This window comes from Halobacillus kuroshimensis DSM 18393, from assembly GCF_000425705.1.
Classification (GTDB): domain Bacteria; phylum Bacillota; class Bacilli; order Bacillales; family Halobacillaceae; genus Halobacillus; species Halobacillus kuroshimensis.
Genome location: NZ_AUDY01000008.1, coordinates 504,705 through 516,964, shown reverse-complemented (window position 1 = coordinate 516,964; position 12,260 = coordinate 504,705). Strand labels below are relative to the sequence as shown.

Annotated in this window: 17 protein-coding genes; 9 read left to right on the top strand and 8 right to left on the bottom strand. The window is 46.1% G+C overall.

All coding sequences use genetic code 11. The features are described from left to right. Positions 1-14: 14 nt before the first annotated feature. Together H615_RS0104565 and fadH are read right to left on the bottom strand one after the other, a co-directional pair. Complete coding sequence (locus tag H615_RS0104565; RefSeq protein ID WP_027954028.1) at positions 15-332, bottom strand: metal-sensing transcriptional repressor; 318 nt, start codon at positions 330-332, stop codon at positions 15-17. Positions 333-865: 533 nt separating this feature from the next. Beyond that, positions 866-1,633: a 2,4-dienoyl-CoA reductase gene (fadH, locus tag H615_RS0104555; RefSeq protein WP_027954026.1), complete on the bottom strand. Its 768-nt coding sequence runs from the start codon at positions 1,631-1,633 to the stop codon at positions 866-868. 148 nt (positions 1,634-1,781) lie between these two features. Between fadH and H615_RS0104550 the strand changes: the two genes are divergently transcribed. The 4 genes from H615_RS0104550 to H615_RS0104535 all read left to right on the top strand — a co-directional run bounded on the left by H615_RS0104550 (position 1,782) and on the right by H615_RS0104535 (position 4,102). Continuing rightward, positions 1,782-2,642, top strand: a complete 861-nt coding sequence (locus tag H615_RS0104550; RefSeq protein WP_027954025.1) for a metallophosphoesterase — start codon at positions 1,782-1,784, stop codon at positions 2,640-2,642. A gap of 92 nt (positions 2,643-2,734) precedes the next feature. After that, the gene (locus H615_RS20890) at positions 2,735-3,289 is read left to right on the top strand and encodes an SCO family protein (RefSeq protein WP_035531273.1); all 555 of its coding nucleotides are present in this window, start codon (positions 2,735-2,737) and stop codon (positions 3,287-3,289) included. Positions 3,290-3,352: 63 nt separating this feature from the next. Continuing rightward, positions 3,353-3,826 carry a YkyB family protein gene (locus H615_RS0104540; RefSeq protein WP_027954024.1) on the top strand — a complete coding sequence of 158 codons (474 nt, stop codon included), beginning with the start codon at positions 3,353-3,355 and terminating at the stop codon, positions 3,824-3,826. Positions 3,827-3,895: 69 nt separating this feature from the next. Then, a complete protein-coding gene (locus H615_RS0104535) occupies positions 3,896-4,102 on the top strand; it encodes a hypothetical protein (RefSeq protein ID WP_035531270.1) in 207 nt (68 codons plus the stop codon). A gap of 37 nt (positions 4,103-4,139) precedes the next feature. On the opposite strand, the gene H615_RS0104530 is transcribed toward H615_RS0104535, so the two are convergent. From H615_RS0104530 to H615_RS21980, 5 genes are all read right to left on the bottom strand, one after another. Further along, positions 4,140-5,045, bottom strand: coding sequence for a chemotaxis protein (locus H615_RS0104530; RefSeq protein WP_027954022.1), 906 nt, complete (start codon positions 5,043-5,045; stop codon positions 4,140-4,142). Between the two features lie 97 nt (positions 5,046-5,142). Then, entirely contained in the window at positions 5,143-5,550 is a 408-nt protein-coding gene (locus tag H615_RS0104525; RefSeq protein WP_027954021.1) for a hypothetical protein, read from the bottom strand. A gap of 63 nt (positions 5,551-5,613) precedes the next feature. Next, on the bottom strand, positions 5,614-6,318 hold the full coding sequence (locus H615_RS0104520; RefSeq protein ID WP_051254592.1) for a DNA alkylation repair protein: 705 nt from the start codon (positions 6,316-6,318) through the stop codon (positions 5,614-5,616). After that, a complete protein-coding gene (locus tag H615_RS0104515) occupies positions 6,315-7,184 on the bottom strand; it encodes a patatin-like phospholipase family protein (protein ID WP_027954019.1) in 870 nt (289 codons plus the stop codon). The genes H615_RS0104520 and H615_RS0104515 overlap by 4 nt, the downstream gene beginning before the upstream one ends. 111 nt (positions 7,185-7,295) lie before the next feature. Beyond that, positions 7,296-7,445 carry an FbpB family small basic protein gene (locus H615_RS21980; protein WP_084162988.1) on the bottom strand — a complete coding sequence of 50 codons (150 nt, stop codon included), beginning with the start codon at positions 7,443-7,445 and terminating at the stop codon, positions 7,296-7,298. Between the two features lie 109 nt (positions 7,446-7,554). Between H615_RS21980 and H615_RS0104505 the strand changes: the two genes are divergently transcribed. The 4 genes from H615_RS0104505 to H615_RS0104490 all read left to right on the top strand — a co-directional run bounded on the left by H615_RS0104505 (position 7,555) and on the right by H615_RS0104490 (position 11,182). Next, positions 7,555-8,703, top strand: coding sequence for an aminotransferase A (locus H615_RS0104505; RefSeq protein ID WP_027954018.1), 1,149 nt, complete (start codon positions 7,555-7,557; stop codon positions 8,701-8,703). 283 nt (positions 8,704-8,986) lie between these two features. After that, on the top strand, positions 8,987-9,376 hold the full coding sequence (locus H615_RS0104500; protein WP_027954017.1) for an S-Ena type endospore appendage: 390 nt from the start codon (positions 8,987-8,989) through the stop codon (positions 9,374-9,376). A gap of 84 nt (positions 9,377-9,460) precedes the next feature. Beyond that, the gene (locus H615_RS0104495; protein ID WP_027954016.1) at positions 9,461-10,201 is read left to right on the top strand and encodes a choice-of-anchor L domain-containing protein; all 741 of its coding nucleotides are present in this window, start codon (positions 9,461-9,463) and stop codon (positions 10,199-10,201) included. Positions 10,202-10,318: 117 nt separating this feature from the next. After that, positions 10,319-11,182, top strand: a complete 864-nt coding sequence (locus tag H615_RS0104490; RefSeq protein ID WP_156896442.1) for a BMQ_0737 family morphogenetic spore coat protein — start codon at positions 10,319-10,321, stop codon at positions 11,180-11,182. Positions 11,183-11,262: 80 nt separating this feature from the next. Here the strand turns inward: H615_RS0104490 and H615_RS21975 are convergent, their stop codons facing one another. Beyond that, the gene (locus H615_RS21975) at positions 11,263-11,412 is read right to left on the bottom strand and encodes an aspartyl-phosphate phosphatase Spo0E family protein (RefSeq protein WP_084163063.1); all 150 of its coding nucleotides are present in this window, start codon (positions 11,410-11,412) and stop codon (positions 11,263-11,265) included. Between the two features lie 295 nt (positions 11,413-11,707). Here H615_RS21975 and lepB point away from each other — a divergent pair, with 295 nt between their 5' ends. Continuing rightward, complete coding sequence (gene lepB / locus H615_RS0104480; RefSeq protein WP_035531267.1) at positions 11,708-12,235, top strand: signal peptidase I; 528 nt, start codon at positions 11,708-11,710, stop codon at positions 12,233-12,235. Positions 12,236-12,260 lie beyond the last annotated feature (25 nt).

The following is a 12,260-nucleotide window of genomic DNA, read 5'->3' as shown; positions in this document are numbered from 1 at the left end:
GTACTGATCCCTCCTTATTTGGAGAACTGCTGAACGACTTTCATTAACTCATCAATAGCTTCGTCTCCGTCTCCCTTTTGAATGGCATCTTTCACGCAATGGTGTGTATGGCGCTCAAGAAGGGAATAGCCGACGCGTTTCAGGGCTTTATCGATGGCTGATATCTGTACGAGAATATCGACACAGTAACGATCATCCTCGACCATTTTCTGGATACCACGGACTTGACCTTCAATTCTCCGGAGCCTGTTTACGACGGCCTGCTTTTCATCATCTGTTCTTGGAGTCACCGGGTCTTTCCCGCTGTTTTCAGGTAATGGGTGCTCACACATGTTCTCCGCCTCCTTTAATAACCTTAATATACCCGGTATAGGTATGCATAGTCAAAAGAAACGATCGAAATTCTATGTATTTTTCATCTTTTCATAATTACATACCGGGGGTATACAAAAATAACATTTTATATAAGGGACCGATTGAATGGCTTACCACCCTCTCATGGGCATCCATACTCACAGGTCTTGTCTGTTCTCTTATTTTAATCATTGAGGTCATCCGTCATCCTCAGATGATGAAAGTCATGAATGTTGCAGGGCCGATCAACGGCTGGTTTTTATGATGATTCAGACCGCCAGGATTCTCGTCAAAAAAGGAATCAAAGAAGCAGTGTAGTCTAAATACAAAGACTCCTTTTTCAGGCACAGCAGGCATAAGAACCTTTGAAACAAAAAAACTGCCGGGGATTTTCCCCGGCAGTTTCAGCTTTTAGACGTTGGCCTTCATGGACACAGGACATACCCGCTCCCTTGAGAACCGATTGAGTCTGGTTCCTCCCGGCTTTTGTACTCAAACGGATGATGAACGGTTAAAAAGGAAACTTATTCAACCATTGACCACCATCCAAGGTGATGCATTCGCCGTTCATATAAGCCGCTTCCTCAGAAAGAATAAACGTTGCCAGGCCGGCAATCTCTTCCGGAGTTCCGACACGTCCGAGCGGCACCGATTGAATGGTACGCTGGGCAGCCTTTTCGGATTGAAATAACTTATCGGCCCCTCCTGTACGTTCAATCGGCCCCGGGGCTATGGCGTTGGCCCGGATTCCATACTTACTCCCCCACTCCACCGCAAGGGTCCGGGTCATAGTGAGAACGCCTGCTTTCGCTGAGGCAGAATGAATGACGCCGGCCCCTGCATTCCAGGCATATGTAGCCACCATGTTCAGGATCGACCCTTTGATATGGTTTTCAATCCAGTACTTGCCTACGGCCTGACTACAGTAGAATGTACCATTGAGGACGATATTAATAACCGAATTCCAGCCGTTTGGTGAAAGTTCTTCAGCTGGAGCTATAAAGTTACCGGCCGCATTATTGACGAGGTGGTCGATGGTACCGAATGTATCTACTGTTTCCTTTACCATCCGTTGTACATCCTCCACTTCCCTGACATCCATTTGAATAGTCAATACGGCAGACTCATCTCCACCTGCTATTTCCTGTTTAGCGGCCGCCAGACGTTCTTCATTCCTTCCAGTAATAGCTACACGGGCTCCTTCGGAAACGAAACGTTTCGCCATATGGAGCCCCATACCGCTTGACCCACCAGTAACGATGATTACTTGATCCTTCATCATGTACCTCCATCTTTTTGACTTCATAAATTACATTCCACAAAAGGAAAATGAATTCCTGTTCATTTTCGAAATTTAATCGATCATTCGACTTCTCCTTACAGTAATTCGTGATATAATGACGAAAGAATTTCAGAGGAGAATCGCTATGAACTTAACACGCCGCCAGTTTATCAAGCGGATGACCGCCGGAATAGCCGGATTTGTGGGGATCGGTGCCCTCGGTTATTCTTATGCCTGGTATATAGAGCCGCGTCTGCTTTCCAGACAAACCTATGTCATCGAGCATCCAAAGGTATCGCGCGCCTTTCATAACTTTAAAATTTTACAGTTTTCCGATACCCACCTCGGGTTTCATTATGATTTGGAACAACTTGAAAAACTTGTCCGGAAAATCAATGAAGAAAAGCCAGATCTGCTTTTGTTCACGGGTGACCTGGTGGATGAACCGCAGACGTACCCTTTTTCACCGAGACTTGTGGATGAGCTCAAGAAACTCCACGCCTCCAATGGTAAATATTGGATTTATGGCAACCATGACCATGGCGGTTATGGGACCGAGAAAATTCAGCAGGTGATGGATTCTTCCGGTTTTCAACTGCTCCAAAATGAGCATAGAACCATAAAAAACGGGGACTCTTCCTTCACTCTGGCAGGACTGGATGATGTGATGCTCGGAAAACCAGACATTGCCAGAGCGTTATCCGGGGCGGATGAAGAGCTTTTTACGCTGTTGATGGTTCATGAGCCGGATGTAGCCGACCGCTTCACAGACAGAGCTGTCGATATTCAGCTTTCTGGTCACAGTCACGGCGGTCAGGTGCAGCTCCCTTTGATCGGTCACCTGGTTACGCCGCCTTATGCCGATAAGTATGTGGAAGGGCATTATTCAATCACAGAAACCTTCGACTTATATGTAAGCCGGGGGATTGGTACGACGAGACTCCCTTACCGTTTTCTCTGCAGGCCGGAATATTCCGTCTTCCAGCTCAAGCATAAGGATATCTGACTCGTACAGTTTTGTGACAAATGACAGAACCAGCGTCTCTCTTCTCCCCTGAATGTTACACTAGACTCATCTAAAGACATGGAGGCAGGATCATGAAAGCAAAACTTTGGTTTGGACTACTATGTACCGTTCTCTTTATAACGGGGTGCGGATCGCAGGATGTCAATACCCTCCACGCTGTCAATCAGAACGGAAAAGAACGAACCCTCCCCCAGTCCTATGAAGGGGACTACTGGATCGTTGATTTCATTTTCACTAATTGTGAAACCGTCTGCCCTCCAATGACCGGACATATGTCCAGACTCCAGCAGCAGTTAGAATCGGAAAACCTGGACGCCCGGCTCGTATCTGTAAGTGTGGATCCGGAGAATGATACGAAGGAAGTGCTGAAAAGCTTTGCGGATCCCTATCAGCCCGACTACGACAATTGGGACTTCCTGACAGGCTATTCTTACGAGGATGTCAAAGAATGGTCGATCAAATCATTTCAATCCCCTGTCAAGAAGATGGAAGATTCTGATCAGATGGCCCACGGGACGAGCTTCTTCCTTGTCGGTCCTGACGGGGACAGATTAGAGACTTACAGCGGGACGAGCGCCGAGAGCATCGACAAGATCATCAAAGATTTAAAAGAATATAAAAAGTGACCGATGTAAAATGTTGTCAATTGATAGAGGGAACGCTATACTTGGATGGAAAGGAGATCTTAGATGAACAGAAAGCAGCTATCCGACCGTGAGATTGCCGAATCATTATTCATCGTAAACCGCCACGCAAAAACGGCTCCTGAGCCGAAGCATTTATATGACATAAAAAAACACACCATCGACCTCCTGCTGAAGGAGAAACGGGCCAGGAAAGTTGGTCTTCATTACTCTGATCATCCTCGTTTAAGTCAGCAGCATTCCACTCTTCTGATTGAAATTGGCGGGTATTATTTTCACGTACCAGCAGCAAAGGAGGACTTCCAGCAGCTGGAACACCTGGGCCGGGTCGACCAGTCCTACCGCAATCCAAAACCGAAGCTGTCTTTATCCCGTGCGAAACGGACCTTATACCAATACTTAAACTGGAAGCAGCCGGAAAAAAGCTCCCCCCGCGCCTTTCATTCCACTCCGCAGCCATCCCTGCTCGGTCAAAGGACGGAAACTCCGTGGAATCAGCGTCCGAGAAGAAGAATGTAATTCTCTTCCTTTTTGATGTTTCGTTCTTTCAGGAAGAAGGAATGAAAGTACCAGAGGAGGAGGATCACTATGACGATGAATCCAATGGACGATTTTTTATGGCACTTGAAAAAGTATATGGAGTATACGACAGAAATGAGAGCTTCTTATGAGCATCTATCCGATCATGAAAAAAGCCTGATTGTAGAGTCATCCCCTACAAAACAAGGACCGGAAACCCTTTCCAAACAGGCTTACGCCTGGCATGACGAACTATTCGAACGACTCAAGAAATAAAGAAAAATCCGCTGATTCCAGCGGATTTTTCTTTATGTTACAAGATATTTTGATCGATGATTTTGACAAGCTCCACGATTTCCGGTTTGGAGACCTGGGCATCTGCCCCTACTCGTTCTCCTTTATGTCTGAGATCCTCCGTTATAAGGGAGGAAAAAATGACGACAGGAAGTACCTGCAGCTGCTCATGGTCTTTCAACAGCTTCGTAAAATGATGGCCGTCCATCATAGGCATTTCGATATCTGTAATGATCAGCTGGTATTCATCGGTCATCGTTTTCCCTTCTTCAATCATTTCTGCGAGGTGATCCCACGCCTCCCTGCCGTTTTCAAAACTGACGGTCTGATCATACCCTGCTTCACTCAACGTTTCCTGAAGCATCGCACGGAGCATGGCAGAGTCTTCAGCTATAAGGATCTTTTTTGAAGAACGCTCCCGCTGTCCCAGCTCCCGGAGCTGTTCTTTTTTCATACTCGTTTCCGGATTGATATCAGCGACCACTTTTTCGAAATCAAGCAGAAGCAGCATATCTTCTTCTCTTTTGATGACCCCGGTGATCTGCGTGTCCAGTCCTTGATACATTTGATTCGGTTTTTCGATCTGTTCCCAGGAAATCCGGTGAATCTGCGTAACCGTATGTACGTGAAAAACGATTTTCGTCTGGTTGAATTCCGAGAGAATAAACTTATCCTTTTCCGGATGATCGGAGGCTGGAAATCCCAGCGCGTGAGCAACATCGACAACGGGCACGACTTCGCCCCGTATATCGATAATTCCCTCTACAGAGGGGTGGGAGTGAGGCACTTTTGTAATCGGCTGCGGGTTTATAATCTCTTTTACTTTTATCACATTCATACCGAAGCGGTTTTCACCAATTCCAAACTCTACGATTTCGAGTTCATTGGTACCACTCTCCAGTAAAATTCCCTGGTCCTGTCTCATGAACATCGCCCTTTCTTCTAAGCGTCCTCCTATAGTATCGGCAGGACTCGTCCGGTGGTGAAGGAAAAATAAAAACTCTCTTCATTTAAAAGAGAGTTCAAGCAGCCTTCCTTCTTTTCCGCTTCGCGAATCTGAGGTACGCCTGTTTTACCGTCAGCCACCCGGCAAGGGCGAGACCGTAACCACTGATAGCGGAAAGGCAGATGAACCAGTAGTATTCCGGCAGTGTGGATGTTGTTCCAGACATGGCATACCTGTCCACCATCTGCAGGAAAACGAGAGCGATCAATACAGAGGCCCCGCCGCTTAAAAAGAGGAGCCAGTTTCGCAGCATCAGCCACTCGACCACCGGCTTCACCACCCACATCAATGCCCCCATGAAAGCAAACACCAGTAGAAACTGGATGTATTCCGGCTCCATACCGAATATCTGAAGGATATCTTCATCCAGCCATTGGATTGGTTCTTCTAAAAAGTGAGGATCCAGCCATCCACCTATATTCATCCTGTATGTCTCCTTTATCCTTGTTCTCCTATCCATTATGAACAGGAGCTTTAAGGAATAAACCTAGAGGCGATCCAGAAGGTGAGGCTGTTTGTTCTTCAGCCACTTCAACCCCTCCCGGCGGCTTAGAGGGCGGCATTCATGCGTCGACAAAAAATCGATAACAGCATCATGATCGGTTTTGCTGTATTCCCTGAGCGCCCATCCGATGGCTTTTTCTATGAAAAATTCCTTCTCGTCTTTTAAACAGAGGATGGTTTCAAATAAAAGGGCTTGGTCTGTCTCTCCTTTGTACTTCAGTTGAAAAAGCAGCGCAGCACGCCGCAGCCACATAAAGTCCGAATCGCGGAATTGTTCTGTATATGGACGCAGCTGTTGTGGGTAAAGCTTAAAATATTCACCGCACAGGTGGGAAGCGATCATATCAACGGTATCCCACCACGGTTTCGTCAAAAGAAGCTCTCTGTAAAACTCCACCGCCTCCGGAGAAACGGCCTTTTTCCCTTTTTCCAATACAGCAAGGGCTGCATAATGACATTCTCTTTCAGGCATCTGAAAAAGTTGAAACGCCACTTCGAATCGTTCTTTCTCCCTGAAGGTTTTACTGTCGTTTACAAAGGGGGCCAGGATTTTTTTCCTCTCGGGCGTTTTGATTCCGTAGAATGGAAAGTGGTTTTTCATATAGGTTTCCATCGGCTGCCGTTGTTGGTCATCCCGGTGTTCCGCCAATGCAGCATTGATTTCAGAAACGATTCGTTCAGTGCTCATGGACGTCCCGCCTTAGATAACTGGAGGAAATCTGTCAGCTGTTCTCCAAGATCCTCTGCTTCTTGATAGCCCTGCGTATAGAGGTTATGCAGCCGGTCACGGTTCCTCTCAATTCGGCTGACCACAAGCGGCTGGCGGGGACGGATGACGAGAGCCCTGCCCTCTTCTTCCAATTTTCTTACGTGTTCCAACTGAGCGTTGTAGTGAATATGGCGGTCTGTCATCGTTTTGGCGAAGTTCGGAAACTTTTTATACCGATGGTTCAAGTACCAGCCCGCTTTGGACTTTTCTTTCGTATACCCGTCATTTCTTGTCAGGACGATGACATGCTTTTGATTGCCGTCATCAATCGAACGTTGCAATGGGATCGGATCGGCAATGCCGCCGTCCATGAGTTGAAATCCACCGAAGTCAATGCTGGGGGCAATCATCGGAAGCGAGCTGGAAGCCCGGATGACTTTCAGTAGACTTTCCCTGTCATGGAAGGAATCAAAAAAGACCGGCCTGCCGGAATCCATGTCTGTTGTCGCTACGACGAACTTCGTCGTTTGTTTCATAAATGAATCATAATCGAAAGGGACCAGTTCATTTGGAAGCTTATCGAAAAGGAAGTCCATGCCAAACAACTGCCGCTTCGTAAGCATTCGCTTATAGGATATGTATTCGGGATGATCTCCGTATTCAACAATGACCCGGTAATTCCTGCCCCGCTGCCTCGCTACATAGGAACTGCCATTACAAGCGCCGGCAGAGGCTCCGACAACATAGGGGAAATGCAGACCCTGATCAAGAAAATAATCCAGGACTCCTGCGGTATAAGCTCCCCGCATCCCGCCGCCTTCCAACACTAAACCAACATCGTTCATATGGATCACCTGCCTGAAAATAGTTATGGTTTATGCTTTACATTCTGCCACGTTCCTATGAAAATGTAAAAAGCAGCCCCTTGGAGGCGGCTGCTTTTTATAGTCCAGTAATCAATTAACAAAAAGGTCAGGACGAAGTTTATTTGTATGTTTTTCATCTATTTGTCTTTCAATTTCTTCAATCGCTTCTTCGTCTTGCAGCAGCTGCTGCTTGTTACGATCAACGAGTTCTTCAAAAGATAAACGGTGAATCGATCTCATTCTACACTTCCTTTCCTTGTCTCAGTTTAAATTATAACAAAATTCAACAAATTAAATACTTGAATTGTTTGAACATTTTGTTAACTTTATGTAAAAGAGGAGAGATACAATGGAACACTTGATCAACCCTGCGGTTAAAAATATTGAAATATCCGGGATCCGCCGTTTTTTCAATATGGTAAGTCATTACGAAGACGTCGTTTCGTTGACCATCGGCCAGCCGGACTTTCCTACGCCTGAAGCCGTTAAACAGGCAGGCATCCAGGCGATTGAAAATAACCAGACAAGCTACACACATAATGCCGGTCTCATCGAGCTGCGCCGGGCGGTCCAGCATCATGCGGCCGCATCCTATGGTCTTTCCTATGACGCCGAACAGGAAATCATTATTACCGTCGGAGCATCCGAAGCGCTGGATCTTTCCCTGCGTACTATCCTCCATCCTGGAGATGAAGTTATTCTCCCCGGCCCTGTATATCCGGGATATGAACCATTGATCCGACTCGCTGGCGGCATACCGGTATTTGCAGATACGAGTGCTGAAGGATTTAAGCTGACCGGGGATATCATTCAGTCACATGTCACTGAGAAAACAAAAGCGGTTATTCTTCCTTACCCTTCCAACCCGACTGGTGTTTCTCTAACAGAAGATGAGCTGAAGGATATTGCCGATGTCATTAAGAAAAAGGAAATCTTCCTTATTGCCGATGAAATATACAGTGAACTCGTCTATGAACGTCCTCATACATCCATTGCTTCTATTCCGGATGTCCGCGACAACGTTATCGTCGTAAACGGAGTATCCAAGTCCCACAGCATGACAGGTTGGCGGATCGGCTATCTGCTTGCACCGGAATGGTTGTCCCGGCATTTATTGAAAGTTCATCAATATAACGTGTCCTGCGCTACCTCGATCAGCCAATATGCCGCTCTGGAAGCTTTGTCCAATCAAAAGCAGGAAGCAGAGAACATGCGTGATGCCTATAAAGAACGACGCGATTATGCAGCCGGACGCCTCAAACAAATGGGATTATCATTCGCTCAGCCGGACGGCGCCTTTTATTTGTTTATCCAATTCCCCCTGGATGGTAAAACGACCACAGATAAAGCCGTCGAGCTGGTAGAGGAGGCTGGTCTTGCTCTCGTGCCGGGGGATGCTTTTTCCACCTATGGAGAAGGATATATGCGTCTTTCCTACGCTTACAGCATGGAGACACTGAAAAAAGGACTCGATAGACTTGAGAAATACTTGAAATAACAGAAAACACGTGTGACTATTTGCAGATGTAAAGAAGTCATGTGGAGGTGGTCACATACCGCTTACCGGTGGATGCCTGCCAAAAGCACGTCCTCAGCTAACTTGGTCAGGAAAACTGGGGGCCTGGAATTTTTCAAATCGTTTTAAAGACACATCCGTGACGGGTGTGTTTTTTTATTGGAAATGCCTGATTTTAAAAACTTTCAATCCTCTAGTACATGAACCTATGCAGCTTCTTCTTTTTTTCATAGGCTGTACTATATCGATTGAAGGAGGAAAATGAATGGCGAATTGTTGTTGTCCCGACCGCGGTGGTCAATTTGCTATGGATGAGTTCTGCGGAAACTTCACCATTGATTGTTTAACAGATACGACAGCCCCGGCCTTTGATCTAGCTGAAACGGTCTGGTCGTCAAGTTTCACCATTGATGCAGGTACAGTCAGCGTCTTTTATGATACCGGCTGTGCCAACCCCCTAACCGTCTATGTAGCAAATGGAGGCGTAGTTGTTGACACCTTCACTGTCCCTCTAGCCAGCCTTGGAAGTAACGGGAATACAAGATCGGTAACGGTGCAGACTTTTGACGAAGTCCGGATTATATGTAATACAGATGCGGCAGCAGGAAACTCATGCCGTGGAAAATACTGCATCAGCGCGAATTATCGATTATAAACAGCGGGGCAGGATTCCTTATACTTTCCTGCCTTTTTATTTTACGATTAGAGGCTGGTCCATTTTGAAAGGTGGTGTGCCTATATGGCCACGATTGATGAAATTGTCGAAGCGCTGGTCACTCCTTTAACACAGTGCTGTTTAGTAAATGCAACGTTGACGGGCCCTTCTGTTCAAAGTGAGATTTTTTCCACACCACTGCAGGGATTTCCGACAGATGGAAATGAATTTGTTGTTTTAAGCAGTGGTTTTGCCAGCCTGACTCCGGGAACGGCTCCTACTTTTGTTTCTGAAAACACAGGCGGCCCCATCGTTCCCGCCGGAGACCCCTTAGGTTCCCCGGACGGACAGGAGTCTCTTGATGTTGTCACCGTCAGGCTTCAATTCCTTCTGCCGAAGGACCCCGGCAAGCTGACATTCGACTGGAAATTCGGGACCGAGGAAAACCCGGAGTTTGTCGGACAATTTGCCGACTATTTCCGGGCGGATGTCTTCACTTCTCTCGGCACAGAAAATATTGCCCTGCTCCCAGACGGAAGTCCTGTCACAGTTACGAATGCTGCGCCGTTTTCCAATATGCCGAATGGGAGTTCCATGGCTCCTCTTCCTCCTTTCCCTACACCAAATGATGTTACGTACAACGCTGTGACTACCGAAATTTACACAGCAGAGCTTGACCTATCCTGCTACAGCTGTGAACTGATCACCCTACAGATCAGAGTGGCTGATGTCATTGACCGGGTGTTTAACACGGCCGCTTTTTTAGATAATCTGCGGATCACCGGATGCGAAGATCCGGAACCCGTGAAACCGATCTGTCCTTGATCCGTTATGGTTACCCTGCAGAACGAAGATGGAGGGGCTTTTGCTACGAATGATAAAAAAGAGGGACCAGCATGAATGTTTGCAGGTGCCGGCTACTATTCTAAAGGGGGGGATCTTATGGATAAGCATTGTATACAAACAGAAAAAGTGTATGATTGGGTAACCGCACCGCTTCAATTTACGAAATGCTTAACCATTTCGTTTGTTGATGATGTTCTCATGGATGAAGTCTGCGGGAATTTTACTTTGACGAACGACTCCCGTGAGCTGCTATGGCAGTCACTGTTGGCTGAGCCTGTCACAGGAACCATTGTCCTCACCCTTAAGCAGGGAGATTTAAGCGATCTTTCTATTTTCATTAATGGAGAAAAAATAAATAGTGGTACAGGGAAAACATTCAGCAGAACCGTTCGAGGCTTCCAAAATATTGAAGTTGTCCGTACAGGCGATGGAATTTTAAAAGGAAAATACTGCCTGGATTTAAACTACATCCTACCTCAAGGTCAGGAAGAACTGCCCCTTGATTGTGAATGCTACACCTGCTTTTTAACGGATGGGTGCTGCAGGAAATCCGATCTTACCTCTATTGTATGCAGGGAAATTGGACAGAGAAAAGAAGTCCCAGTTCTTCTGCCTTCTGGTGAAACGTTTATCCTTCATGAAGTTACTTTATGTAAAGAAGGCTGTCTCGGTGTCAAACTCCCTAATGGATGTGTATGTGTGTGTGCCTTTTCGCAAATAGAAAAGCTGCTCCTCTGTGCCCCGCCCGGCACGAGTATCCAATGTGAAGTGACCCGATTCACCTGCAGCGTTCAAATGATTACGAAAATCAAACACTGCCTCTGCCTGGAAATGCTGATTGATATCTGCCAGTCCGTAAAAGTGATTTACCCTGCTACCATTGCTGTCACTGCTCAGGAATGTGAGCCCCGCCCTCCGAGCGACTCTATTTCCTGTCCCAATCAAGCAGAAAATAACTGATCTGCTCTTTGCTTAAAACTTACATCCTTTCTAAGAGCAGCTACATAAAAAAACTTACAGAACAGTAAGCTCTGTAAGTTTTATGATTTATGTTGAATCTCGTTGAGTAATGTATCCAGCCGTTGACTAATTTGAACCGATTCCACACTGGAGAATCCCTTTTCATTGGCGACCTCCATCATTCGTTTACGAAGGTGCTCAATCTCTTCCAGCATCGTCTCTTTATCCATGACCTGCACGTGCGACGACCTCCTGCCAGTCCTATCTTTTTGTCTTTATCTCTTTCATATACGTAAGCAAAAGGAATGTTTGTTCGCCTGTCCAACCTGCACGAAAAGAATTATCTCAATTTTCATTCCTTTTGTAAAGATATATGCTAAAACAATTTACAATTCGACATAGTAAGACGATGATTTCCACTTTCCTATGTTACATATCCATTACATTGAAATCGATCTCCCTTTCATTTCTAAACCAATATGGTAAAATAAGAGCGAAATCATATCTGTTCATCGAGAAAGGAAGATGAGATTGTCTGAACAATCTAAAAATGAATGGTTGGAATGGTTGAAAGCCATTGCTGTTGCCATCACACTGGCCTTCATTCTAAGAACGTTCTTCTTCGCCACGTCTATCGTAGAGGGTGCCAGTATGGATCCTACTCTCCAAAACGGTGAACGAGTCATGTTCAATAAAATTATCTACTATATAGATGAACCTGAGCGTGGAGATATCGTTATCATTGAACGTCCTGTTAAAAGTTATGTGAAACGAATCATCGGTCAGCCTGGGGATACCATCGAGATCCGGGACCACGAGCTTTATGTCAACGGGGAGAAGCAAACACAGGAATATTTGAGTGAAGATGCTGCTTCCGCCACGAGAGACTATGGTCCTGTCGATGTTCCAGACGGAAAATATTTCGTTATGGGTGACAACCGCTCCATCAGTAAAGACAGCCGTAATGGTCTCGGCTTTATTGAAGAAGAGGAAATCATCGGCCGCACAGAACTGGTCATCTATCCATTCAATCAATGGGGTCTAACCAATTAAAAAAACATCCAGCCATAAAGGCTGG